Origin of the sequence: Amycolatopsis sp. NBC_00345 (genome assembly GCF_036116635.1) — a bacterium.
In the GTDB taxonomy this organism is placed as follows: Bacteria; Actinomycetota; Actinomycetes; order Mycobacteriales; family Pseudonocardiaceae; genus Amycolatopsis.
On sequence record NZ_CP107995.1, the window covers coordinates 9139902 to 9163717 of the forward strand.

The window sequence follows — 23816 nt, forward strand, 5'->3', positions numbered from 1 at the left end:
CGGGTAAGGAGGCCTTGACGGACTTCCGGCGGGTCGCGGGCGCGGTCTGCCAGCTAAGTTGTGCGGCATGGATGTGCACGTCGTCGATCACCCGCTGGCCAAGGCCCGCCTCTCCACGATGCGCGACGCGCGTACGGACAGCGCCGCGTTCCGGGCCGCGCTGCACGAGCTGACCGTGATGCTCGTGTACGAAGCCACGCGCGACGTCCCGGTGCGCGCGGAGCGGATCCACACGCCCGTCGCTCGCACGGAGGGGTACCGGCTGGCGAGCCCGCCGCTGCTGGTCCCGGTGCTGCGCGCGGGACTCGGCATGGCCGACGAGGCGCACCGGCTGATCCCCGACGCGCAGATGGGCTTCGTCGGCCTGGCGCGCAACGAGGAGACCCTGCAGCCGACGCCGTACCTGGAGTCGCTGCCGGAGTCGCTCGCCGATCGGCCCGTGCTGGTCCTCGACCCGATGCTGGCCACCGGGGGCTCGATGGAGTACACGATCCGCCTGCTGACCGGCCGCGGCGCCACGGACGTCACGGCCATCTGCGCGCTGGCCGCCCCGGAAGGCCTGGCGCACCTGGAGCAGACCGGCCTCCCGGTCCGCGTGGTGACCGCGAGCATCGACGAGCGCCTCAACGACTCCGGTTTCATCGTGCCCGGCCTCGGCGACGCGGGGGACCGGCAGTACGGCGCCGTCTGAGCGGGTTCACAACACTTTCCCCGGAGCCGGCCACTTCCCGATGTGACCATCCAAGGGGGAACCGTGGACGCCGAGCTCTTCGGCCGGGCCGCGGACGGCGACGAGCGGGCGTTCGGTGAGCTGTTCGAGCGCCACGTGCAAGCCGTGTGGAACCACGCGTACCGGCTGACCGGCTCGTGGTCGCTGGCCGAGGACCTGACGTCCGACACGTTCCTGATCGCGTGGCGCAAGCGTGCCGAGCTGAAGCTGGTGCGCGACAGCGCGTTGCCCTGGCTCTACACGGTCGTCGGCAATCTCGCGCGGACCGAGTACCGCGGCGCGCATCGCCGGCTGCGGCTGCTGCACCGGATTCCCGAGCCGGCCACGGTTTCCGACCACGCCGACGCCGTGGCCGGCCAGCTCGACGGCGAGGCGCGCCTGCGCGAGGTCCTCGCCGCCGTGCGGGGGCTGCCGAAGGCGCAGCGCCAGGTCGTGGAGCTGTGCCTGCTGGGCGACGTGGCGATCGCCGACGCGGCGGCGCTGCTCGAGGTCGCGGAGGTCACCGTCCGCTCGCACCTGTCCCGGGCGCGGGCCCACCTGCGTGCCCTCCTGGAGGAGAAATGACCTACGACCTCCCCCCACGCCGCGAACTGCCGCCCGAGGCGCGCGATCGCATCCGCCTGCGGTTCCGCGCCGGGCTCGATCAGCCGGAACGCCACCACCGCCGTCCGGTCTGGCTCGCGGCCGCGGCCGTGGTCCTGCTCGCCGCGGGCGCGGTCTTCGCGACCGGAGTCTTGCGGGACGACTCGTCCGGACCGTCGCCCGCCCCACCGGCCGGCGGGGCGCAGCTGGACCTGGGCCTCGCGGCCAAGTCCCTCGACCGGTGCTGGGCCGCCGCGAAGTCCGGTGGCGCCGTCGTCGCCGACCGGCGGGACTGGACGCCCCTGTTCACGGTGAAGCACGGCGACGCGGTGGTGGTCGCGGTGATGGCTGGGGACCGGCCGCTCTTCTGCGAGGCGACGCTGACCTCGGTGACCGTCTCGAACCCGGCGGCCGCCCCCGTCCCGGTGCCCGGCACGAAGGCCGAGCTGCTTCTGCGCACGACCGATGGCCTGATCGCGGGCCTCGCGGACCCGGAGTGGCCGGGCGTGCGGGCGACGGCCCGCGAGGCGAACCTGCTGCCGTCCGGCATCAACACCACCGGCCTTTCGCCGCTGTCCCGGCAGTTCGCGGCGTTCACCGACGCCGGCCCGGCCGTGCCGCTGGCCATCGGGCCGTCGAACACCGAACAGCTCGCGGACCTTCCGGCGGCACCGGCGCCGCTCGCCACCGTGGTCGACCGGCCGGCGCCCGCGGAGCGGACGTCCGAGGCCGGCCGGTTCCTCGGCCAGTGCCTCGCTGGTGCCCAGCAGCAGGTCCCGGACCGCGACGCGTACGTGGCGGGTGCCTACCTCAGCTGGAATGGCCGCAAACTGGTCGTCGCGCGGCTGGGGCAGCGGGTGCTCGTGTGCTCGGCGCGCCCGGACCCGGGCCAGGCCGGGGCGGTCTACTACGGGCTGAATCCGGAGGTCTCGCCTGGCGAGCTGAAGCCCGGCGACGGAGTGGCCACGCTGCTTCCGGTGCTGGCGCCGGTCAAAGACACGGGCACCCCCGAGCAGCTGGTCGTCGCGGCGGCCGTACCGGAGAACGTGACCAAGATGTCGGTCACTTTTCCCGGCGGGCAGCCGAAAGACGCGGTGGTGGCGCACGGGACCTTCGCCGTCTGGTACTCCGATGCCGACGATTCGTCGACTGTCGTCGACGCGCGGACCACGGTGAAGGCTTACGACGCCGCAGGCAGTCTGGTGCTTCAGTCCTCGCTCAAGCTGTTCTGAGCCAGCCCGAAGCGTTGGCGCGCAACGCCTGTTCGTACGCGCCGCTCACGGTGAACCCCTCCGGCAGGTTCCCGGCCAGTTCGAGGGAGACCAGTCCGTGGACGACGCCCCACGCGCCGATCGTGATCACCTCCGGCGCGACGTCCGCGAACTGCCCGGACGCCACGCCGTCGGCGGCGATCTCCTCCAACGGCCGCAGGGTGGCGCGGGCGAAGCGGTCGGCCTCGTCGTTGGGCTCGAAGCCGGGCACGGAGCGGGTGAACATGATCGCGTACAGGTGCGGGTCGGCCTGCGCGCTGGCGCGGTAGGCGACGCCGAGGCGGACCAGATCCTCCACGGCGTCGCCCGTGCGCTCCACCGCCGCCAGCCGCTCGCCGAACCGGCGGAAGCCCTCCACGTACAGGGCGTTGACCAGGTCGGGCTTACTTCCGAACAGCGAGTAGACGGCGGTGGTGGACGTGCCCGCGTCGGCCGCGAGCTTGCGCAGGGAGAGCGCCCGGGGGCCGTCGGCCGAGATCAGCTCGCCGGCCCGGTCGAGCAGTTTCAGGCGGAGTGCTTCGTCGTGCGTACGGGGACGGGGCATGCACCCACCGTAACGCGACAGTGTTACGGATGCAGCGGTCAGCAGCTCACCGGCTGCGCGTGCGCGGGGTCGAGCGCGTTGCCGACGAGGCCGTACACCGTCTTCGAATAGCTGAGTTCTCCGTGGCTCGCCTGGTCGGCCGGGCAGGTGTCCTGCACCCACAGGTTGTGCACGCCGGGCTCGTCGATGAACGCGGAGCCGGCCGGGGTGACCACGGACTCGTTACGCGTCTCGATCACCGTGTAGTCCACATCGGACTGGGCGATCGGGCCGTCGCCGACGGCGCGCACCACCGGGGAGCCGACGATCTGGTCGGCGCAGGCCGGGCACGCGACGCCGACCAGCGCCTCGCCGCCGGGGAACGCCTTGGCCAGGTAGGCCAGGCCGTCGAGGGTGGTGCCGTGGGTGGTCGGCGACAGGCCGACGAAGCTGTGCACCTTCGCCGCCCCGCCGAGCAGCTTCAGGTAGTACTCGCCGATCAGCCCGCCCTGCGAATGGCCGACGAGGTCCACCTGCGCCGCCCCGGTTTCCGTCCGGACCTGGTCGACGAACGAACTGATCTGCTTCGCGGATTCCGGCACCCGCCCGATGGTCTGCACCACCGATTTCGGGCTGCCGCCGATCGGCGTGCTGTAAACGCAGTAACCGGCGTTGGCGAGCGTCGGGCCGAGGCCGGCCCAGTCGTCGGTCATGTTCCCGAACGTGCCGGTGATCAGCACGACCGGGCGCGGGTGCGCGGCGCTGGGCTCGCACGAAGCCACGTTGACGCCCGCGGGCGGCGCCGACGGGTCCTTCAAGGACTGTGCGATCCCGGCGTACAGGTTCGGTGTCACCGGATAACTCGTTGCCGCGCCGGCTGGGGCGGCGAGCGCGGTCAGGGAGATCGCCGCGAGGACTGCGGGGAACCAGCGGCGGAAATGCTTCGAGGACATCTGCGGCCTCCAAAAGCCATTATCTGAATAACTCGTGTTTCAGACTTGACCACGGAAGGTAGCCCTCCTGGTGCGCGGGGGCAAGACGCGGTAGTAGGTGGATCGATCCACCGCCTAGGGTGACGCTGTGACCCAGCCCGGACCCCGTGGCCGCTACGCCGGCCGCACCGCCACCGAACGCCGCGCCGAGCGGCGGGACCGCCTGATGGCCGCGGGACTGGAGCTGTTCGGGACGGCGGGTTACGCGACGTCCACCGTCGGGCGGGTCTGCCGCGCGGCGAACCTGTCCACGCGCCAGTACTACGAGGAGTTCGCCGGCCGTGAGGCCCTCCTGATCGCGGTGTACGACCAGGTCAACGCCGAGGCGACGGCCGCGGTGGCCGACGCGCTGGCCGGGGCCGATGGCCAACCACTGGCCACGCGGATCCGGGTCGCGCTGACCGCGTACGCGCTGAGTACCGCGACCGACCTACGCCGCGCGCGGGTCGCGTACGTGGAGATCATCGGAGTGAATCCCGCGGTCGAGGCGCACCGGATGGCCACCCGCTCGCGCTGGGCCGGGTTGATCCGCGACCTGCTCCGCGCGGGCGTCGCCGCCGGCGAGATCCCCGGCCGCGACTACCGCCTGGCCGCGAGCGCCTACATCGGCGCGGTCAACGGCCTGCTGCAGGACTGGTGCGCCGCCGGGGACCGGGCGCCGCTGGAGGACGTCGTCGACGAACTGGCCCGGATCTCGGCCGCCCTGACCGGCTGAAGTGCCCCGATCGATGATTTGACCTGGAGTGCACTCCAGGTCGTACTGTCGAGCGCATGAGCTACTCGATAGCGGAAGCCGCACGACGTAGCGGCCTGTCCATCGACACCCTCCGGTACTACGAGCGGATCAAGCTCGTCGACCCGCCGGCCCGCGACGGCGCCGGGCGGCGCGCGTACTCGGACGAAGACCTGAGCTGGCTGGAGTTCCTCACCAAGCTCCGGCTCACCGGCATGCCCATCAAGAGCATGCGTGAATACGCCTCGCTGCGCCGCCACGGGGTGGCCAGCGCCGGGCGGCGCAAGGCGATCCTGGTCGAGCAGCGCCAGTCGGTGGCCGACCGGATCGCCGAGCTCCAGGGCTGCCTGGACATCCTCGACTACAAGATCAGCCACTACGACCAGATCGACCGCAAGGCACTGGGCCAGCGGCCGGCCATGGAGGAGATCTCCGCGTGATCAGCAAGAGGAAGCTCGGCGAGCTGGAAGTCAGCGCACAGGGCCTCGGCTGCATGGGCATGAGCCAGGCCTACGGCGTGCGCGACAACGACGAGGAGTCGATCGCCACCGTCCACCGCGCGCTCGAGCTGGGCGTGACCCTGCTGGACACCGCCAACGTCTACGGCGCGGGCGTGAACGAGGAGCTGGTCGGCCGCGCGATCGCGGACCGGCGCGACCAGGTGGTGCTCGCGACGAAGTTCGGCATCGTCTGGACCGAGGACGGCATGACCGCGCGCGGCGACGCGGCGTACGTGAAGCAGAGCTGCGACGAGTCCCTGCAACGCCTCGGGGTCGACCACATCGACCTCTACTACCAGCACCGGGTCGACCCGGACGTGCCGATCGAAGAGACCTGGGGCGCGCTCGCGGAGCTCGTGCAGGCCGGGAAGATCCGGTATGCGGGGATTTCCGAGGCCAGTGCCGCGACGATCCGGCGCGCGCACGCCGTGCACCCGGTGACGGCGCTGCAGAGCGAGTGGTCGCTGTGGACGCGCGGGATCGAGGACGAGATCCTCGGCACCTGCCGTGAGCTGGGCATCGGCCTGGTGCCGTTCTCACCGCTGGGCCGCGGGTTCCTCACCGGCCAGGTGACCTCGCTCAAGGACCTGCCCGAGGACGACATGCGCCGCACCATGCCGCGTTTCGCCGAGGGGAACTTCGAGCGGAACATGGCCATCGTGGAGGCGCTGCGGGCGCTGGCGGCGGAGAAGGGCGTGACCGCCGGGCAGCTCGCGCTGGCCTGGGTGCAGGCCCAGGGTGACGACGTCGTCCCGATCCCGGGCACCAAGCGGCGGAAGTACCTGGAGGAGAACGTCGCGGCGGCCGGGCTGGAGCTGTCCGAAGAGGACATTGCCGCGATCGAGCGGGCGGCCCCGCAGAGCGCCGTCGCCGGGGCGCGTTACCCCGAGCGGCTCGCGCGCGCTGCCGGGAAGTAACGGTTTTCCGTACCACAGGGGAGAAATCATGACTGGACCGACGCTGCCCACCCGCAAGCTCGGCGGGCTGGAAGTCGGCGCGCAGGGCCTCGGCTGCATGGGCATGAGCGAGTTCTACGGCGAGGGCGACGACGCCGAGTCGACGGCCACCATCCACCGCGCGCTGGAGCTGGGCGTCACCCTGCTCGACACCGCCGACATGTACGGCATCGGGCACAACGAAGAGCTGGTCGGCCGGGCCATCGCGGACCGGCGCGACCAGGTGGTGCTGGCCACGAAGTTCGGCATCGTGCGCGACCGGGAGGACCCGAGCGTGCGGGGTGTGCGCGGCGACGCGGAGTACGTGCGCGGGGCTGTCGAGAAGTCGTTGCGGCGGTTGAACACCGACCACATCGACCTGTACTACCAGCACCGGGTCGACCCGGAGGTGCCGATCGAGGACACCGTGGGCGCGATGGCCGAGCTGGTGCGGGAAGGCAAGGTCCGCCACCTCGGGCTGTCGGAGGCGGGCGCGGAGACCATCCGCCGGGCGCACGCCGTGCACCCGATCAGCGCCGTGCAGACGGAGTGGTCGCTGTGGTCGCGCGAGATCGAGGAGGCCGTGGTGCCGGTGTGCCGTGAGCTGGGCATCGGCCTGGTGCCGTACTCGCCGCTCGGCCGCGGCTTCCTGACCGGCCGGTTCGCCTCGAAGGAGGACTTCGGCAAGGGCGACTTCCGGATGACGACTCAGCCGCGGTTCGCTGAAGGCAACCTCGAGAAGAACGTCGCCATCGTCGAAGCGCTGCGCACGCTGGCGGCGGAGAAGGGCGTGACGGCGGGGCAGCTCGCGCTGGCCTGGGTGCAGGCGAAGGGCGACGACGTCGTCGCGATCCCGGGCACCAAGCGGCGGAAGTACCTGGAGGAGAACGTCGCGTCCGTCGCGCTGGAACTGTCCACTGAGGACGTTCAGGCGATCGAGGCCGCGTTCCCGGCCGACGCGGTGGCGGGCGCCCGCTACCCCGAAGCCGCCCTGCGGCTGCTCTCGCGCTGATCTCCCGCACCCCGGCGTTCTGATGCCCTGAAGGCCACCTTCAGGGCATCTGCGTCCCTGAAGGCCACCTTGAGGGCATCTGCGTCCCTCAAGGTGGCCTTCAGGGCGTCTCTGAGCCTTTTCTGAGATCTCCGGTCCAGGCTGTCGCCGATCGGGTGATCGGGATCGGACGCAGGAGGCTTACGTGTCGGAGGACGTTCTGGACTATCTGGTGGTCGGCGCGGGGCCCGCGGGCCTGCAGCTCGGCCAGCAGCTCGACCGGGCGGGGCACAGCTACCTGGTACTCGAAGCGGGCTCGGCGCCCGCGACGTTCTTCCGCACGTTCCCGCGGCACCGCACGCTGATCTCGGTCAACAAGAAGTACACCGGCTGGACCGACCCGGAGCTGAACCTCCGGATGGACTGGAACTCGCTGCTGGCCGCGGGCGACCCCGAGCCGCTGCTGTTCACCGACTACAGCGCGGAGATGTTCCCGCCGGCCGAGGCCCTGCTGCGCTACACCGCGGACTACGCGGCGAAGCACAAGATCGCCGTCCGGTACGACACCCGGGTGGCCCGGATCAGCCGCGCCGACGGGAACTTCGTGGCGACGGACGAGGCCGGCACCGCCTTCACCGCGCGCCGGCTGATCGTGGCCACGGGCGTGACCAAGGCGTACGTCCCGGACGTCCCGGGGATGGAGCTGGTCGACCAGTACGCCGACTTCGACACCGATCCGGCGCAGTTCACCAACCAGCGCGTTCTGGTGCTGGGCAAGGGGAACTCGGCGTTCGAGACCGCCGACAGCCTCAACGCGCACGCCGCGGTGCTGCACGTCGCGGGGCCGCGGCCGGTGAAGCTCGCCTGGCGCACGCACTTCGTCGGCCACCTGCGCGCGTTCAACGCCGGTGTGCTGGACATGTACCAGCTCAAGCTGCAGCACGCGATCCTCGACGGCGACGTCCGCGAGATCACCAAGCGCGAAGACGGCTACCACGTGAAGTTCGCCTTCTACCGCGCCGAAGAGGTGATCAAGGAACTGCGCTACGACCGGGTGATCGCCTGCACCGGCTTCCGGTTCGACGCCTCGATCTTCGACGCGGACTGCCGTCCGGAGCTGACCATCAACGGCCGGTTCCCGGCGCAGACCTCGTCCTGGGAGTCGGTGAACGTGCCCGGGCTGTACTTCGCCGGCACGATCACGCAGGTCCGCGACTTCAAGAAGGCGACCAGCGCGTTCATCCACGGCTTCCGCTACGGCGTGCGCGCGCTGTCGAAGGTCTTCGAGGAGCGCTACCACGGCCGCGAGTGGCCGCACACGGTGCTGAAGACCGACATCGGCGACCTCGTCGACGCCGTGATCACCCGGATCAACCGCAGTTCCGCGCTGTACCAGCAGTTCGGCTTCCTGGCCGACGTGCTGACGCTCGAGCGCGGGCAGGCGCGGTACTACGAGGAGGTGCCGGTGGCGCGGGTCGCCGAGCGCTCGCCGGACGTCGAGAACGCGTTTGTGATCACCCTCGACTACGGGCCGGACCACGACAAGGTGGACCCGTTCGACTTCACCGTCAAGCGCGCGAGCCAGGACGTCGCCAACGACACCGGCGAGGGCCACTACCTGCACCCCATCGTCCGGCACTACCGGCACGGCGAGCTGGTCGCGACCCACCACGTCACGGAGAACCTCGAGAACGAGTGGAACCGCGAGGTGCACGTGGACGCGCTCACGGCGTTCCTCACGAAGCAGCTGGCTTGACCATGCGCACGATCGCGGAGTTCGAGGCCGCGGCACGCGAGCGGCTCGAACCGGCGCACTACGACTTCTTCGCGGGCGCGGCGGGAGACGAGCTGACCCTGCGCGCCAACGAAGAGGCGTTCGGCCGGCGCTCGCTCGTGCCGCGGGTGCTGCGCGGCGGGGGAAAACGGGACCTGGCGGTCGAAATCGCCGGTTCGCCGCTGTCGATGCCCGTCCTGGTTTCGCCGACGGCGTTCCACCGGCTGGCGCACCCGGACGGCGAGCGCGCCACGGCCGAGGCGGTGGCCGCCGCCGGCACGGTGCTGGTGGTGAGCATGGCCGCGACCACGGCGATCGAGGACATCGCGGCCGCGGCCCGGGCCGTCGTGCCCGATCCGGCGCTGTGGTTCCAGCTGTACCTGCAGCCGGACCTGGAGTTCACCGGGTCTGTGGTGCGCCGCGCCGAGCGCGCGGGCGTGCGGGCGCTGGTGGTGACCGTCGACTCGCCGGTGTACGGCCGGCGCGAGCGGGACCACCGCAACGGCTTCCACGACCTGCCGCCGGAGCTGGTCGTGGAGAACATGCGGGACGGCTCCGGGCGGGTGCGCGACATCGAGATGTCGGCCGAGCTGTCCTGGGAGCACATCGCCTGGCTGCGGGAGACGACGTCGCTTCCGGTGCTGCTCAAGGGAGTCCTGCATCCCGAAGACGCGCGGTTGGCCGTCGCCGCCGGGGTCGACGGGCTGGTGGTCTCGAACCACGGCGGCCGCCAGCTGGACACGGCGGTGTCCACTTTGGACGCGTTGCCCGAGCTGGCCGCGGCCGTCGGCGGCGCGATCCCGCTGGTGCTGGACGGCGGCGTGCGGCGTGGCACGGACGTGGTGAAGGCGCTGGCGCTGGGCGCCGACGCCGTCGGGATCGGGCGGCCGGTGCTGTGGGGCCTCGCCGCGGCGGGCCGGGAAGGAGTGGCGGAAGTGCTGGAACGACTGCGGGACGAGCTGGACCACACACTCGCGCTGTGCGGGGCGAGGACACCGGCCGAGCTGACCGCGGACCTCGTCCGATGAAGCGGTTCCTGGTGCGGGTGCTGCTCGCCGGGCTCGCCGGTCTCGCGGTGACGCTGCCCCGCTGGCTGCCGGGCCGGGTGGTGGCGTTGCGGATGAAGATCTTCGCGCTGGTCAACGGCGAGGAAGGCCTGCCGATCCCGGGCGAGCGTGTCGGGGTCGAGGACTTCCGGCGGGTGTACGCCGACCCGGCGGCCGGCGGGCGGAGCAAGGGCGCCGCGCTGTCGGACCTGTTCTGGTACTGGCTCGCGCCCGGTCCGCAGGTGCACCAGGAGCACCTGGAGGCCGGGCCGCGGTACGACGAGGTCGCCAAGACCACCCGCCAGATCCTGGTCAAGACCAAGGCGGAGTCGGAGGAGCTGACCCGCCGCTGCGCCGCGCGCGTGCTGGACGGGCTGGAAGCCGGCGACGGCCGGACGATCCGGCTGCGCGACGAGATGATGCCGATCTGGGCCGAGCTGTACTACGAGCTGGTGTTCGGCGAGCCGTGCCCAGCCGAGGCGCGGGACCTGATCGTCGGGCACGCGGACGACGTGGTGTCGGCGCTGAAGTGCGTGCGGCCGCGGAACATGCGACGCCGCGCGCGGCTGACCGCGTACCTGCGCCGCCGCCTGGCGGACGTGCCGCACACCATGCCGTCGCGGCTCACCCCCGAGGAGCAGGTTTTCTACCTGCAGGGCACCTTCTTCAACACCGCCGTGGTGCAGATGTCCGAGGCGATGGCGCACCTGCTGATGATCATCGCGCAGCACCCGGACGTGCAGGCGCGGCTCGCCGCGGACCCGGACGACGACGAGTACCTGGACCGCGTGATCGACGAGGGCCTGCGCACGTACCCGCTGTTCGGCATCGCCCACCGCATCGCCACCGACGACATCGAGCTGGACCACACGAAGATCGACGCGGGCACCGTGCTGCTGTTCAGCTACCCGGACTTCCACCACGCCGGCTTCGAGCGGCCGGACGAGTTCGACCCCGAGCGCTGGAACCCACAGCCGTTGAACCCGCAGCCCTTGAACACGCAGCCCTTGAAGACGCAGCCGGAAGCGAGTGTCCCCGTGGCGTCCGCCGGGTTCCCGGTCCGCACCGCGGTCGCGCCGGTGCCGGCGAAGAAGGACGCCAACTTCCTGCCGTTCGGCGTGGCGCAGAACCGCGCGTGCCCGGCCCGCGGCCTGGCCCCGCTGACGATGCGCGTGGTCACACGGGAGGTCCTGCGCCGGTTCTCGCTGGCGTCGAGCGCCGCCCACACCCGCTCGATCCCCAACCGCGGCCCGGTGATCCTCACCCCGCGCGGCTCGCGTGCCCCGTCGAGCGCGGCGCTGGCGAGCCTCGCCGCCCGCGACCGCTGGGAAGACGTGTGGCGCAGCCTGGCCCAGCTCGTGTTCGGCACCTACATGGTGCTCGACGCCCGGCACAAACGCTTGTGCGCCAAGTACTTCGAGAGTTACGGAGGCGAGGGATGACCCCGACCCAGGCCGCGCCCGCGTTTTTCCTCGCGGTGGTCGTGATCCTCGCGGTGTGCCGGCTGGTCGGTGCGCTGGCGGTGAAGATCGGGCAGCCGCCCGTGGTCGGCGAAATGGTCTCCGGCGTGCTGCTCGGGCCGTCGCTGCTCGGGCTCGTGCTGCCCGGCGTGCAGGCCGCGCTGTTCCCCGACACCGTGCGGATGCTGCTGTACCTGGGCGGCCAGATCGGGCTCGTGATCTACATGTTCGGCGCGGGTTACGAGTTCCGCGTCGGCACGATCAAGGGCTCGGTGAAGTCCGTCGTTTCGGTTTCGGCGGCCGGCACGGTGGTCCCGCTCGTGCTGGGCGTCGGGGTGAGCGTGCTGGGCGCGAGCTGGGTCGGCATCCTCAAGCCCGGGGTGTCGCCCGCGGTCTCGGCCGCCTTCGTCGGGGTGGCGATCGCCATCACGGCGTTCCCGATGCTCGCGCGGATCATCACCGAGCGCGGTCTCGGCCGCACCCGGTTCGGCTCGCTGGCGCTGGCCTGCGGCGCGCTCGACGACGTGCTCGCGTGGGTCCTGCTCGCCGTGGTGCTCGGCATGCACGCGGGCTCGACCGGGCCGGTCGTGACGGCCGTCGGCGGCGGGGTCCTGTTCGCGCTGCTGATCTGGCTGGTCGTGCGCCGCGTGCTGGCGAAGACGATGGCCAGCCCGCGGTTGAGCGACGACCACCGGCTGCTCGTCACGGCGGTGCTCCTGTTCGCCTCCGCGTGGTTCACCGACGTGATCGGGCTGTACGCGGTGTTCGGCGCGTTTGTCCTCGGCATCGCGTTCCCGCGGGGCGAGGCGTCCGACGCCGTGATCGCGAAGTTCATGCCGATCGGGCGGATCGTGTTCCTGCCGCTGTTCTTCACCTACTCCGGCCTGAACACCCGGTTCGCGCTGCTGGCGGACCCGAGCCTGCTGGCGTACGCGGTGGTGGTCGTCGTGGTCGCGGTGATCGGGAAGCTCGGCGCTTCGTGGGGCGCCGCGCGGCTGGCGGGGGAGCCGCAGCCGATCGCGTTGCGCGTGGGCGTGCTCGTGAACGCGCGGGGGCTGATGCAGCTGATCGCGCTGAACGTCGGGCTGCAGGCCGGGATCGTGTCGCCGGCGCTGTTCACGGTGCTGGTGCTCGTCGCGCTGGTCACCACGATCATGACCGCGCCGCTCCTGAGCTGGCTGGACCGCCGCGACGCGCGCCGGTACGCGGGCCAGGAGCTGCCGGAATTCCTCCTTTCGGCACAACCGGCCCGATCATGACCGATTACCGACGAAAGTTGAGGGTTCAATCTGGCGAATCACTGCCAGTATGGGTATGTGCACGATGAGGTGGAATCCCAGGCTCCGGCCCGGGTGCTCCTGGTCGAGGACGACCGTGAACTGGCCGGGATGCTCGCCGAGCTGCTCCGCGAGGAGGGTTACGACACCGACCAGGCGCACGACGGTCAGCGCGGCCTGCACCTCGGGCTCACCGGGCACTACGACGTGATCGTCCTCGACCGGCGGCTGCCGGTGATGGACGGCTTGGCCGTGCTCGCCGGGCTGCGGCGCAAGGCCGTCACGGCGCGGGTGCTGGTGCTCTCGGCGCTGGGCGAGCTGGCCGACCGCGTGAACGGCCTCGACGCGGGCGCCGACGACTACCTGGTGAAGCCGTTCGAGACCGACGAACTGCTCGCGCGCCTGCGGGCGCTCTGCCGTCGTGACCTCGACGGCGCGGAGTCGATCCCGCTCGGCACGGCGGCGCTGGACCTGCTGCGCCACGAGGTGGTGCTGGCGCGCGGCGAGCGCGTGACGCTGTCCGGGCGCGAGTTCGAGCTGCTGCGCACGCTGGCGCAGCGGCCGAAGTCGATCCACCCGCGCGCCGCGCTGCGCACCAACGTGTTCGCCGACTCGACGGGGGAGTCCATAGTGGACACATACGTGTACTACCTGCGGCGCAAGCTGGGCCGGGACGTGGTGAAGACCGTGCACGGCCTCGGTTACCAGATCGGGGCCATGTGACGGCGGTGGTGATGTGACGGCGGTGGTCGATCCGGAGACGCGGGCGCTGCGGCGCGCTCGGCGGACGATCGCGGGCCAGATCGCCGTGGTGATCACGCTGGTGGTGCTGGCGGCGGGCGGGATCTCGTACTGGGTGCTGCTGCGCGGACAGAACGACGAGGTCGACCGCACGCTGAACACCACGCTGGCTCGCGGCCTGTCGGTGACGCCGCCGGGCTGCGTCTACCTGGTGACGCCCGCCGGCCACGTGCCGTCCGGGCCGATGCCGTTCGCCGTGCCGCCGCCCGCATCGGTGCCGAACGACGGCGACGTCGTCACGGAGGAGCGCTCGCTCGGCGGCGGGACGTACATGATGCGCACGGTGAACCGCGGCGGGCAGGTGTCGCAGGCGTTCATGGACGAGTACTACCTGATCATGGACCGCGAGCAGCTGGTGTTCGGGCTGGCCGTGGCGGAGCTGGTGGTGCTGCTGGCGGCCGTCGTCAGCGGTTACCTGCTGGCGGGCCGCGCGATCCGGCCGCTGGGCGAGGCGCTGCGGCGGCAGCGGACGTTCGTGGCGGACGCGTCGCACGAGCTGCGCGCGCCGTTGACGCGGCTGCACACCCGTACCCAACTGCTGGCCCGCCGGGCGCGCGGTTCGTCGGCGCCGGTATCCCCGGCCGAGCTGGACACGCTGGTCGACGGCACCCGCGAGCTGGGCGAGGTGGTGGAAGACCTGCTGCTGTCGGCGCAGGCGGGGTGCGAGCGCCCGTCGCTGGAGCCGGTGGAGCTGGGCCTGCTGGCGGAGCAGGCGGTGGCCGCCGAGGCCGTCCGCGCGGGCGACCGCCGGGTGCACATCTGCGTGCACCGTTCCCCGGGGCTGGCCGACGTCGTCCCGGGGGTGCCCACGGCGTTGCGCCGCGTGCTCTCGGCGCTGCTGGACAACGCCATCGGCCACACCCCGCCGGGCGGTTCGATCGAGGTGACCCTGGCCAACCCGGACGACCGGCACGTGGAACTCCGCGTGCAGGACACGGGAACGGGGTTCGCCCAGCGTGACGCGGAGCGCCTGTTCGAGCGCTTCGCCCACGGCACCAGCGGCGAGGGGCGCCGTTTCGGCTTGGGTCTCGCCTTGGTCCACGAGGTCGTCACCGGCCACGGCGGCACCATCGCGGCCGCCGGAGCGCCGGGCGTGGGCGCGACTTTCACCCTGCGTTTCACCCGCGCTGCTCGCTAGCCGTCCGGCCTGGCTCTGCGCACGGGAGTTTCGTGACAGTGTTTCAAAACAGTGTTACGGTTGTCGCCAGTCGACCTGGAGGATGATGACCATGCACGGCCCCGTTCAGCTGTTCACCGTGATCGCCCTGGTCTCGCTGCCGACCGTGATGTACGGCGGGTACGCGCTGATGGGCGTGCTCCGCCGCGGCGACCTCACCGACGCCCAGCGCGGGATGTTCCGCGCCGGCCACGCGCACGCCGGGGTGCTGCTGGTCCTCGTGCTCGCGGCGTTGCAAGTACTCGACCGCGGCGGGCTCGGCGACTCCGCGCGGTGGGTCGTCTGCCTGCTGCTGCTCTTCGGGGTGCTGGCGCAGTCCGGCGGGTTCTTCCTGGCCATGCTGAAGACCAAGGTCGGGATGCGGGTGACCACGGCCGGCGCCGTGCTGCTGGGCGCCTCGATGCTGATCACGGCGTACGGCGTCGCGTTCCCCTGAAGAACGCGCTCGCACCCGGTCGTTAAGCTTGATGACGTGCCTGAATACCTGTCGACCGCGCCTGTCAAGGGGACCCGAGACTTCCTCCCCGCCGAAATGTCCGTCCGCACGCAGGTGTTCGGCCATCTCTACGAGGTGCTGGAGAGCTACGGCTTCCTCCGCTACGACGGCCCGGTGCTGGAGCAGGCCGAGGTCTACGAGCGGAAGTCCGGCCAGGAGATCGCCGACCAGCAGCTGTACACGCTGACCACGCGGGGCGGCGAGCGGCTGGCGCTGCGCCCGGAGATGACGCCGTCGGTGGCGCGGATGATCGCGGGCAACGCGAAGTCGCTCTCGTTCCCGGTGCGCTGGTACAGCCACCCGAACTGCCACCGCTACGAGCGCCCGCAGCGCGGCCGCGTGCGTGAGCACTGGCAGATCAACGCGGACATCTTCGGCTCGGACAGCGCGAACTGCGAGATCGAGATGTTCGAGCTGATCCACGACCTGATGGGCGCGCTCGGTGCGTCGCCGGACATGTTCGCGGTGCGCGTGAACGACCGGAACCTGCTCTCCTCGGCGCTCACCGACGTCGTCGGCGTCAGCGCCGAGCAGCTGCCGCAGGTGTTCGCGCTGGTGGACCGCTGGGAGAAGACGGCGGCCGACGACCTTGCCGCGAGCGCGGCGGAGATCGGGCTCGCGGACAAGCAGTTCGAGAAGCTGACCGAGACGCTCGCCGCGGGCCCGGCGCTGCTCGACGAGCTGCCCGCCGAGGTCAAGGAGAACTCGAACCTGGTGCGCGTGCTGTCCAGCAGCGCCGCGAGCCTGGTGCGCTTCGAGCCGATGATCGTGCGCGGGCTGGCCTACTACACGTCCACCGTGTTCGAGGTCTTCGACACCTCGCCGCAGAACCGCCGCGCCCTGTTCGGCGGCGGCCGGTACAGCGACCTCGCGTCGCTGTTCACCAAGGAGCAGATCCCCGGCATCGGCTTCGGCATGGGCGACGTGACGCTGATGGACTTCCTCAGCACGCACGGCCTCACGCCGTCCCCGCGCAGCGAGGTCGACGTCGTGGTGATCCCGGTGACCGAGGAGCTGGGCGACGCGGCGCGCGAGGTCGCGACGTCGCTGCGCCGCGCGGGCCTGCGCACGTCCACCCCGCTGGAGCCGCGCAAGCTGGGCAAGGAACTGACCCGCGCCGACAAGTCCGGGGCGGCCGCCGTGGTCATCGTCGGCCAGGAGGACTGGGCGGCGGGAAACGTTACTGTCCGGGGCCTTGCCACTCGCGAACAGCAGCAGGTCGCGCTGGCGGAGGTGCCGGCCGTGGTTTCCGCGTTGCTCGACCACTAAAGGCTCGTGAGTGGCTATGACGGTTCTAACCGTCATAGCCACTCACGAGCAGTTTCCTCAGCAGCAACGCGACTTCCGCCGGCCGGGTACTCGCCACGGAGTGCCCCGCATTCGCCACCACTTCCACCCGAGCCCCCGCCGCCGCGTAACGGGTCGCGGTTTTCGCGCAGTCGTACAAGCTGTCGCGGGCACCGAGGATCACCAGCGCGGGCAGGCCCAGCTCACGCAATTGGACGTCCAGCGGCCGGGCCGCGAGGACGCGCCGCCGGTCGACCAGGACGGTGCGGTCCATGGCGGGACTGCTCACGGCGAAGTCCGCCACGAGGTCGAATCGCCGCAGAAACGGGCTGGCCGCGAGTAACCGCAGCGGGCCGCCGACCAACGGGAGCAGGCCGTGGCCCGGCGGGAACGTCGCGTAGCTGTAGTCCGGCGCCTGCCCGATCACGACCACCCGCTCGACCAGGCCCGTCCGCTCGGCCAGCGCCAGCACCACGTCGGCGCCGAAGGAGTGCCCGACGGCCGTGACCGCCGAACAACCGAGTACCTCCAACACGTTCGCCACCGCCGAGGCCTGCGAGAGCGCATCGAGGCCGGTATGCCCGCCCGTCGAACCGTGGCCGCGCAGGTCGACGCGCACCACGCGGTAGTCCTCGGCGAGCAGCGGGACGAGCCGGTCGTACGAGCGCAGCGAGCCGCTGAACCCGTGCACCAGCAACACAACCGGCGCGTCCGACGGTCCGTCCTCGCGGACGTGCAGCGGCGCCGTCATTCCACGGCCCGGGCCATCGCCCGGCCCGCGGCGCGGCCGGAGAAGATGCAGCCGCCCAGGAAAGTGCCCTCCAGTGCGTTGTAACCGTGGACGCCACCGCCGCCGAAGCCCGCGACCTCACCCGCGGCGTACAGGCCGGGGAACGCCGAGCCGTCGGCGCGGACCGCCTGGGAGTCCAAAGTGGTCTGGACGCCGCCGAGGGTCTTGCGGGTCAGGATGTTCAGCCGGACGGCGATCAACGGCCCGTGCGCGGGGTCGAGGAAACGGTGCGGCTTGACCACCCGCGCCACCCGGTCGCCGATGAACCGGCGCGCGTTCGCGACGGCCATCAGCTGCAGGTCCTTCGAGTACGGGTTCCCGACCTCCAGATCCCGGGCCACGATCTGGCTCTCCAGCTCCGCGGCGTCGATCCGCGGCCCGCGCGAGAGCTTGTTCATCCCGTCGACGAGTGCGGGAACATCCTGCGCGACAACGAAGTCCACGCCATGGCGCTTGAACGCGTCGACCGGCCCCGGCGCGCCCTTGGCCGCGCGGGCGGTCAGCGTCAGCTTGAGGTCCTTGCCGGTGATGTCCGGGTTCTGCTCCGAGCCCGACAGCATGAACTCCTTCTCCAGGATCGTCTGCGTCAGCACGAACCACGAGTAGTCGTGGCCGGTGGCGAGGATCGTCTTCAGCGACCCGTTGGTGTCGAAGCCGGGGAAGTTCGGCGCGGGCAGGCGCTGCCCGGTGGCGTCGAACCAGAGTGACGACGGGCCGGGGATGATCCGGATCGCGTGGTTCGGCCAGATCGGGTCCCAGTTGTGGATTCCCTCGGTGTAGTGCCACATCCGGTCGCGGTTCACCACGTTCGCGCCGGCCGTCTCGGTGATCGCGATCATGCGACCGTCCACATGGGCCGGCACGCCGGGGATCATCGTGGCGGGCACCGGGCCCAGCCGCTCGACCGGCCAGTTGCGCCGGACCAGCTCGTGGTTGTGGCCGATGCCGCCCGAGCTGACCAGCACCGCCTTCGCCCGCAGCTCGAACTCGCCCGCCTTCTCGCGCGACGACTTCCGGCCGCGCTCCTCGTCGGACGGCACCAGCACCGTGCCGCGGACGCCGACCGCCGCGCCGTCTTCGACGACCAGCTCGTCCACCTGGTGCCGGAACGCGAACTGGACCAGCCCGCGCCGCTCGCCGTCGAGGACGGGCTCGGCGAACACCCGCACCACCTCGGGGCCGGTGCCCCAGGTGAGGTGGAACCGCGGCACGGAGTTGCCGTGCCCGCCCGCCGTGCCGCCGCCGCGCTCGGCCCAGCCGACCATCGGCGTCACGCGCAGGCCCAGGTCACGCAGGTACTGGCGCTTCTCGGTGGTGGCGAAGCGCACGTACGCCTCGGCCCACTTCCGCGCCCAGTGGTCCTCGTCCTCACGGTCGAAGCCCGCGGAGTCGAGCCAGTCGCGCAACGCGAGTTCGTAGGAGTCCTTCACACCGAGCCGGCGCTGCTCGGGGCTGTCGACGAACATCAGCCCGCCCAGCGACCAGAACGCCTGGCCGCCGAGGTTGGCGCGGTTCTCCTGGTCCAGCACGAGCACCCGGCGGCCCGCCTTGACCAGCTCGTGCGTCGCGACGAGCCCGGCGAGGCCCGCCCCGACCACGATGACGTCCGGTTCGAAGGTCATTTCACACTCCTGGGGTGCTGTAAGCCGTCACGACGTGCACGGCGAGGTCGGTGCGGCGCTGCCACACCACGGGGTCGTCCGGTTCCATCAGGCACTGCACGGTGGTGCCGTCGTGGGCCGCGATCAGTGCCTGGCCCAGCGCGGCGCGGTCGGGCACGGTCCGCCCGGCCCGCGCGAGCAGGCGTTCGAGCAACGGCATCAGCGCCTCGACGATCGCGTCCTCACGCGCCGTCATCATCCGCCGCAGGCCCGGATTGCGCAGGGCGTGCGCGGTGAATTCGGCGCTGACCCGGTACCAGGCGTCGTCCACCGGGATCGCCGGCAGCAGCAGCTCGACGGCGGCGCGCACATCGGTGACGTCGTCCGCGCCCGCCTCGTCGAACGCCGCCCGCAGCCCGTCGATCATCGCCGCGGACCGCTGCTCCCACATGGCCAGGAAAAGCTCGTCCAGCGAGGCGAAGTTCGAGTAGAACGCGCCGCGCGTGTACCCCGCGCGCTCGCAGATCTGCTCCACAGTGGACCGTCCGAAGCCCTCTTCGGCGAACACTTCGAGGGCGGCGTCCAGCAGCCGTCGCCGGGTCTCGGTCCGGCGCCGGGGTACCCGAGTGGTCATGGTGAGCCCCTTTCGATACGCCAACGTACTCAATACACTGGCGTATCGAAAGGCCTCGTGAGTGTTTATGACGGTTAGAACCGTCATAAACACTCACGAGGGGTCAGGCGATGCGGCCCTCCGCCATGACCAGCAGCGGGTGCCGCAGTGCGTCGAGGTCGGCGAGGGGATCACCGTCGACGACCAGGACGTCCGCGGCCAGCCCGGCCTCCAGGCGGCCGGTGACGCCGCCCAGGCCGAGGCCCGCGGCGCTGTCCTCCGTCGAGATCTCCAGGATGCGGCGGCGCGAGAAGCCGAGCCACTCGTACAGCTCCAGCGCGCCGACCGGGTCGTCGAAGACCGAGCCGCGCAGGCCCGCGTCGGTGCCCGCGATCAGGCGGACGCCGTGCTCTTCGAGCCAGGGCAGCCGGCCGTAGACGCGCCTGCTCACTTCCTCGCCCATCCGCTCGGCCATCATCCGCCAGTTGCGGCTGCTGGTGGAGCAGGCGGAGATGTTCGCCGCGGCCATCCGCCGGGCGACGTCCGGCCGCAGGTCCGTCTGCCCCGGCCCGGTCATGAAGGTGCAGTGCTCGATCGTCGCGACGCCCGCGTCCGCGCAGTCCGCGATCGCGTCCGCGCCGTGCGCGTGCGCGGCCACCGGCAGGCCGTGCCGGGCCGCCTGCTCGACGACGACCCGCAGCGCGGCCGAGTCGAACTGCGATTCCCACATGTCCGCGCCGCCCTCGGTGATCTGGCCGCCGCTGGCCATCACCTTGATCACGTCGGCGCCGGCCGCGGCGTTGGCGTCGACCAGCGCGCGGATCTCGTTGTCCCCGGACACCGCGCCGCCGAAGAAGTGGCAGTGGCCCTCCGGGACGGTCAACGGCGGGCCGGACGCCAGCAGCCGCGGGCCGACGCCGGGCTTCGAGACGGTGCGGCCGCCGAGGTCGCGGACGGTCGTGACCCCGCTGCGGAGGAGCTGCGTCAGCCGGTCGCGCGCGCCGTCGGCCAGGGTTTCCTCGTCCGCGGCCAGGAAGTTCGGCAGCATCTCCGGGCTCGCGTCGAACGACAGGTGCACGTGGACGTTGAACAGCCCGGCGAGCACGGTCCCGCCGGGGAAGTCACGGGTCACCGGGTCGATCGCCAGCGGCGCCACGTCGTCACGGCGGCCCACGGCGACGATCTCGCCGTCGCGGACCAGCACCGCGCCGTGCTCCAGCGGGGTGTTCGGCCGGGGCAGCACGCGGTCCGCGGTGATCAGGGTGTCCACAGTCTCAATCGTCCTTTCCGGATACGGCCGCCGAAAGCGCGAGCAGCGGCCGGACGTCTGACTCCAGGTCGCTCGCGCCGCCGGGCAGGACGAGCTTCGCGCGGCCGTCGTTCGCCTCGCCCGCGACCTGCCGGTCGAGCGCCCGCCGCAGCGCTTTCGCCGCCGCGGCCGGGTCTTCGGCCGTGAGCGCGGCGAAGTCGGTGTCGAGGTACGGGCTGAGCTGAACGAGGCCGTCGCGGATCTCGATGACGCGCCGGTAGTAGCGGCGGTGCACGGCGAGCCGGTCGCGCATCCCGCCCGGGGGCGTGCGCAGCACGATGCTCGGGTAGGCCTTCGCCAGCAGTGTCCACAGTGGAGCAAGCCGCTCGAGGTCGTCGCGATGACGGCGGCGGCGGCCGAGCGCCGAGAGCCGCGCGCGGACGCCGGGGTAGGTGATCCCGGCCAGGAACAGCACGCTGCCGATCACCACGAACGGCACGCCCAGCCACAGCAGCGCGGGCACCACCGGCCCGAACGCCCACGCGACCACGATGTACAGCGCGCGGAACGTGCTGCCGATCGCCGCCGCGGCGAGGCCCGCGGCGGCCAGGCGCAGGCCGGTGCGCAGGTGCCGGTCCGCCGTGCGCTGGTACCGGGTGATCCACCAGACGCACGCCACGATCGCGTAGATCAGGTACAGCCCGGCGCCGAGGTAGAACAGCGCGATGCCGGAGACGTGCACCGTGGCCGGGCTCAGTGCGGCGCCCCGCAGCGGCGCCGGGGTCAGGCCCGTCGCCACGAACATCAGCACGACGGCGGCCCCGAGCGGCACCAGCTCCACCATGCTGTGCCAGTCGTTGCTGATCCGACGGCAGCCACGGCGGAAAGGGGTTCCTTCGAGTCGATCGGTTGCAGCCCGTGTCCGCCTGCTTTCGGCCGGATCAGCAACCTGGCGCACCTGGCCCTCTCCGTGCGCGGAGCCGTGGAAGAAGACCAGCAGCGCGCAGGCGGCGCCGGCGAGCAGCACGTTGTTCGCGAGGCGCGCGCCTCCCGGGGCGGTCAGCGCGTCGAACCAGTCCGAGATTCCCTTCTGCTGGAACAGGAACCCCGCGGTCAGGCACGCGATGGCCGCCGTGACGGCCCCGTTCGGCAGCCGCGGCGAGCGCACCAGCTGGTACAGCCGCCAGCCGAGCGCGACGGCGAAGAGCACGAGGGCGAGCAGGGACCCGGAGTTCACAGCCAGCCCTGGTGGTCGCCGAGCGTGCCCTGGATCCGGCGCAGGTCGTGGTCGGCCGCGCGGCGCGGGATCGTGTAGTTCAGCACCGACGCCCACTCCAGGATGATCGTGGCGACCGTTTCGGCCTCCCACTCGTGGGCCTCGTCGTAGGAGGTGCGGCGCAGGGCGCGGCGCACGGCGTCGCCTTCGAGGCCGGTGGCCGGGCCGCGCAGGAAGTCGGCGGGCTCGGCGTCACCGCCGGGCTCGTGCTCGGCGAGCAGGTGGCCCAGCTCGTGCAGGATGATGTGGTCCTGGTGGGCCTTGGTGGTCTCCTGCTGGAAGAAGATGTAGTCCGCGGCCCCGGTCGCGATCCAGCAGCCGAACGGGCCAGGCACCTCCAGCGGGTACGCCATGAGCCGGATCGGCCGCTCCCGGCTCGCGCCCAGCCGCTCGCACAGCTGGGCGACGTCCAGCGGCGGGCTGATGTCGAGGTCCTTGAGCAGCCGTCGGCAGCGCCTGCGCAGTTCGCGTTCCTTCACGTGCCCCCCGGGCTGTCCCGCTCCGCCTTCTCGTACCGCTCCACCAGGTCCAGCAGGGCCATCACCTGGCGGCGGCCCTGCGGCGAAAGCTCCTGCGCGCGCATGGCCATCAGCTTCACTTCGACGTCGGCGCCACCGCCCCCGGTTCCCCGTTCGGCCTCGTCTTCGAAGAAGTAGGTCACCGGCACGGCGAACAGCTTCGCGAGCGCCTCGACGTAATGGATCTTCGGGTTGACCCGCTTGCCCGTGGCCAGTTGCTGCAGGTACGCCGGCGACATCGCGGGACCGCCGGCCCGCTCGATCGCCGCCGACATCTCCCGATAGCTGTGCGGCGCGCGGCCGTCGGCGCGGGCGGAGTCGATCAACGTGCTCAGTTTCTCCGCGAAGGTGCGCTGCGATGGCATGCCGCCCCCTTCTCCCTCAATGGCCGGATCGTAGCTCCGGACTACTGTACGCACCTGTTGACAGCTGTTGTATGCAGTGGTTTACAGTGGCCGCGTCCCGCTCCGGAGGTCCGCACTCTGGGGGTGTCCGGAACCCGGAGCGGGATCTTGTCCTGCCGCCTGGCTCGTCATGATCGCCCTGTCTGTAGTACGCTTGGCTGGTCAAGGTCGATCGCCTCGTTGCGAACCCTTGATCTGGCCTGTTGCCGGAGGTCGACCCCCAGGGCTTCCGGTGACAGGCCCCTTACTTTTCCGGGCCTGTTTGATATTCGGCTTTGTTTCCGCTCAAATGAGCATTTCCGCACCGATTCAGGACATCAGCGTCGCCGCCACTGTGCCGCCCAATTCCCGCAGCGCGTCCAATTCCGCTTTGCCCGGTTCGCCCGTGACGAGCACCGGTTCCGCCACCCGTTCCCAGCCGAGGCCGGTGGTGATCGCGTCGAGCTGGCGGACGGTGCCCGCGGTGTCGTTGTTGCCGTGCACGTACGCGCCGAACGGGCGCCCGCGTGTGGCGTCGAGGCAGGGGTAGTAGACGGTGTCGAAGAAGTGCTTCAGCGCGCCGCTCATGCTGCCGAGGTTGGCGGGCGTGCCGAGCAGGTAGCCGTCGGCGGCGAGCACGTCGGCGGCGGTCGCGCCGAGCGCGGGACGGCGGACGACGTCGACCCCCTCGATGTCCGGGTGCTTCGCGCCGGCGAGCACGGCCTCGAACATCGCCTGCATCGAGGGCGAAGGCGTGTGGTGCACGATCAACAGCGTTGCCATGCCCCGAGCCTGCCACTTGTGCGGACGC

25 protein-coding genes are annotated in these 23816 nt (G+C 71.4%); 15 read left to right on the forward strand and 10 right to left on the reverse strand.

Annotated elements, in window-relative coordinates; all coding sequences use genetic code 11:
- Positions 1-67 precede the first annotated feature (67 nt).
- The 3 genes from upp (at position 68) to OG943_RS41695 (ending at position 2544) form a co-directional block, all read left to right on the forward strand.
- Positions 68-691 carry a uracil phosphoribosyltransferase gene (gene upp, locus OG943_RS41685; RefSeq protein ID WP_328606377.1) on the forward strand — a complete coding sequence of 208 codons (624 nt, stop codon included), beginning with the start codon at positions 68-70 and terminating at the stop codon, positions 689-691.
- A 63-nt stretch (positions 692-754) separates the two neighbouring features.
- Entirely contained in the window at positions 755-1294 is a 540-nt protein-coding gene (locus OG943_RS41690) for an RNA polymerase sigma factor (RefSeq protein WP_328606378.1), read from the forward strand.
- Positions 1291-2544: a hypothetical protein gene (locus OG943_RS41695; RefSeq protein WP_328606379.1), complete on the forward strand. Its 1254-nt coding sequence runs from the start codon at positions 1291-1293 to the stop codon at positions 2542-2544. Before OG943_RS41690 ends, OG943_RS41695 begins: the two co-directional genes overlap by 4 nt.
- Here the strand turns inward: OG943_RS41695 and OG943_RS41700 are convergent.
- Positions 2531-3127, reverse strand: coding sequence for a TetR/AcrR family transcriptional regulator (locus OG943_RS41700; protein ID WP_328606380.1), 597 nt, complete (start codon positions 3125-3127; stop codon positions 2531-2533). The two genes, OG943_RS41695 and OG943_RS41700, sit on opposite strands and share 14 nt — an antisense overlap.
- 38 nt (positions 3128-3165) lie before the next feature.
- On the reverse strand, positions 3166-4059 hold the full coding sequence (locus OG943_RS41705; protein WP_328606381.1) for an esterase/lipase family protein: 894 nt from the start codon (positions 4057-4059) through the stop codon (positions 3166-3168).
- A gap of 127 nt (positions 4060-4186) precedes the next feature.
- Here OG943_RS41705 and OG943_RS41710 point away from each other — a divergent pair, with 127 nt between their 5' ends.
- The 12 genes from OG943_RS41710 (at position 4187) to hisS (ending at position 16557) form a co-directional block, all read left to right on the forward strand.
- Positions 4187-4813, forward strand: coding sequence for a TetR/AcrR family transcriptional regulator (locus OG943_RS41710; RefSeq protein WP_328606382.1), 627 nt, complete (start codon positions 4187-4189; stop codon positions 4811-4813).
- 56 nt (positions 4814-4869) lie between these two features.
- Entirely contained in the window at positions 4870-5271 is a 402-nt protein-coding gene (locus tag OG943_RS41715; RefSeq protein ID WP_328606383.1) for a MerR family transcriptional regulator, read from the forward strand.
- On the forward strand, positions 5268-6248 hold the full coding sequence (locus OG943_RS41720) for an aldo/keto reductase (protein WP_328606384.1): 981 nt from the start codon (positions 5268-5270) through the stop codon (positions 6246-6248). The genes OG943_RS41715 and OG943_RS41720 overlap by 4 nt, the downstream gene beginning before the upstream one ends.
- Positions 6249-6276: 28 nt before the next feature.
- A complete protein-coding gene (locus OG943_RS41725) occupies positions 6277-7278 on the forward strand; it encodes an aldo/keto reductase (RefSeq protein ID WP_328606385.1) in 1002 nt (333 codons plus the stop codon).
- 184 nt (positions 7279-7462) lie between these two features.
- Entirely contained in the window at positions 7463-9013 is a 1551-nt protein-coding gene (locus OG943_RS41730; protein WP_328606386.1) for an NAD(P)-binding domain-containing protein, read from the forward strand.
- A 2-nt stretch (positions 9014-9015) separates the two neighbouring features.
- Positions 9016-10059: an alpha-hydroxy acid oxidase gene (locus tag OG943_RS41735; RefSeq protein ID WP_328612305.1), complete on the forward strand. Its 1044-nt coding sequence runs from the start codon at positions 9016-9018 to the stop codon at positions 10057-10059.
- Positions 10056-11519, forward strand: a complete 1464-nt coding sequence (locus OG943_RS41740) for a cytochrome P450 (RefSeq protein WP_442874644.1) — start codon at positions 10056-10058, stop codon at positions 11517-11519. The genes OG943_RS41735 and OG943_RS41740 overlap by 4 nt, the downstream gene beginning before the upstream one ends.
- Positions 11516-12796, forward strand: coding sequence for a cation:proton antiporter (locus OG943_RS41745; RefSeq protein WP_328606387.1), 1281 nt, complete (start codon positions 11516-11518; stop codon positions 12794-12796). The genes OG943_RS41740 and OG943_RS41745 overlap by 4 nt, the downstream gene beginning before the upstream one ends.
- Positions 12797-12889: 93 nt before the next feature.
- Complete coding sequence (locus OG943_RS41750; protein ID WP_328612307.1) at positions 12890-13537, forward strand: response regulator transcription factor; 648 nt, start codon at positions 12890-12892, stop codon at positions 13535-13537.
- 13 nt (positions 13538-13550) lie between these two features.
- The gene (locus OG943_RS41755) at positions 13551-14753 is read left to right on the forward strand and encodes a sensor histidine kinase (protein ID WP_328606388.1); all 1203 of its coding nucleotides are present in this window, start codon (positions 13551-13553) and stop codon (positions 14751-14753) included.
- 91 nt (positions 14754-14844) lie between these two features.
- Positions 14845-15228: a hypothetical protein gene (locus tag OG943_RS41760; protein ID WP_328606389.1), complete on the forward strand. Its 384-nt coding sequence runs from the start codon at positions 14845-14847 to the stop codon at positions 15226-15228.
- A gap of 36 nt (positions 15229-15264) precedes the next feature.
- Positions 15265-16557: a histidine--tRNA ligase gene (gene hisS, locus OG943_RS41765; RefSeq protein ID WP_328606390.1), complete on the forward strand. Its 1293-nt coding sequence runs from the start codon at positions 15265-15267 to the stop codon at positions 16555-16557.
- 25 nt (positions 16558-16582) lie between these two features.
- Here hisS and OG943_RS41770 read toward each other — a convergent pair whose 3' ends face one another.
- The 8 genes from OG943_RS41770 to OG943_RS41805 form a co-directional block, all read right to left on the reverse strand.
- Positions 16583-17326, reverse strand: a complete 744-nt coding sequence (locus tag OG943_RS41770; RefSeq protein WP_328606391.1) for an alpha/beta fold hydrolase — start codon at positions 17324-17326, stop codon at positions 16583-16585.
- Positions 17323-18987 carry an FAD-binding dehydrogenase gene (locus OG943_RS41775; protein ID WP_328606392.1) on the reverse strand — a complete coding sequence of 555 codons (1665 nt, stop codon included), beginning with the start codon at positions 18985-18987 and terminating at the stop codon, positions 17323-17325. Before OG943_RS41775 ends, OG943_RS41770 begins: the two co-directional genes overlap by 4 nt.
- A gap of 1 nt (position 18988) precedes the next feature.
- Positions 18989-19600, reverse strand: coding sequence for a TetR/AcrR family transcriptional regulator (locus OG943_RS41780; protein WP_328606393.1), 612 nt, complete (start codon positions 19598-19600; stop codon positions 18989-18991).
- A gap of 103 nt (positions 19601-19703) precedes the next feature.
- Positions 19704-20849, reverse strand: coding sequence for an amidohydrolase family protein (locus OG943_RS41785; RefSeq protein WP_328606394.1), 1146 nt, complete (start codon positions 20847-20849; stop codon positions 19704-19706).
- Between the two features lie 4 nt (positions 20850-20853).
- On the reverse strand, positions 20854-22065 hold the full coding sequence (locus tag OG943_RS41790; protein ID WP_328606395.1) for an MAB_1171c family putative transporter: 1212 nt from the start codon (positions 22063-22065) through the stop codon (positions 20854-20856).
- Positions 22062-22583 carry a hypothetical protein gene (locus OG943_RS41795; RefSeq protein ID WP_328606396.1) on the reverse strand — a complete coding sequence of 174 codons (522 nt, stop codon included), beginning with the start codon at positions 22581-22583 and terminating at the stop codon, positions 22062-22064. Before OG943_RS41795 ends, OG943_RS41790 begins: the two co-directional genes overlap by 4 nt.
- The gene (locus OG943_RS41800) at positions 22580-22987 is read right to left on the reverse strand and encodes an XRE family transcriptional regulator (protein ID WP_328606397.1); all 408 of its coding nucleotides are present in this window, start codon (positions 22985-22987) and stop codon (positions 22580-22582) included. The genes OG943_RS41795 and OG943_RS41800 overlap by 4 nt, the downstream gene beginning before the upstream one ends.
- Before the next feature lie 348 nt (positions 22988-23335).
- Entirely contained in the window at positions 23336-23788 is a 453-nt protein-coding gene (locus OG943_RS41805) for a flavodoxin family protein (RefSeq protein ID WP_328606398.1), read from the reverse strand.
- Positions 23789-23816: the final 28 nt, after the last annotated feature.

Bases quoted from the DNA above. Each gene is read 5' to 3' on its own strand.
- OG943_RS41735 (WP_328612305.1), top strand. From the start codon at position 9,016: ATGCGCACGATCGCGGAGTTCGAGGCCGCGGCACGCGAGCGGCTCGAA.
- OG943_RS41780 (WP_328606393.1), bottom strand. From the start codon at position 19,600: ATGACCACTCGGGTACCCCGGCGCCGGACCGAGACCCGGCGACGGCTG.
- OG943_RS41800 (WP_328606397.1), bottom strand. From the start codon at position 22,987: ATGCCATCGCAGCGCACCTTCGCGGAGAAACTGAGCACGTTGATCGAC.
- OG943_RS41760 (WP_328606389.1), top strand. From the start codon at position 14,845: ATGCACGGCCCCGTTCAGCTGTTCACCGTGATCGCCCTGGTCTCGCTG.
- upp (WP_328606377.1), top strand. From the start codon at position 68: ATGGATGTGCACGTCGTCGATCACCCGCTGGCCAAGGCCCGCCTCTCC.
- OG943_RS41700 (WP_328606380.1), bottom strand. From the start codon at position 3,127: ATGCCCCGTCCCCGTACGCACGACGAAGCACTCCGCCTGAAACTGCTC.
- OG943_RS41805 (WP_328606398.1), bottom strand. From the start codon at position 23,788: ATGGCAACGCTGTTGATCGTGCACCACACGCCTTCGCCCTCGATGCAG.
- OG943_RS41715 (WP_328606383.1), top strand. From the start codon at position 4,870: ATGAGCTACTCGATAGCGGAAGCCGCACGACGTAGCGGCCTGTCCATC.
- OG943_RS41745 (WP_328606387.1), top strand. From the start codon at position 11,516: ATGACCCCGACCCAGGCCGCGCCCGCGTTTTTCCTCGCGGTGGTCGTG.
- OG943_RS41705 (WP_328606381.1), bottom strand. From the start codon at position 4,059: ATGTCCTCGAAGCATTTCCGCCGCTGGTTCCCCGCAGTCCTCGCGGCG.
- OG943_RS41770 (WP_328606391.1), bottom strand. From the start codon at position 17,326: ATGACGGCGCCGCTGCACGTCCGCGAGGACGGACCGTCGGACGCGCCG.
- OG943_RS41740 (WP_442874644.1), top strand. From the start codon at position 10,056: ATGAAGCGGTTCCTGGTGCGGGTGCTGCTCGCCGGGCTCGCCGGTCTC.
- OG943_RS41775 (WP_328606392.1), bottom strand. From the start codon at position 18,987: ATGACCTTCGAACCGGACGTCATCGTGGTCGGGGCGGGCCTCGCCGGG.
- OG943_RS41725 (WP_328606385.1), top strand. From the start codon at position 6,277: ATGACTGGACCGACGCTGCCCACCCGCAAGCTCGGCGGGCTGGAAGTC.
- OG943_RS41695 (WP_328606379.1), top strand. From the start codon at position 1,291: ATGACCTACGACCTCCCCCCACGCCGCGAACTGCCGCCCGAGGCGCGC.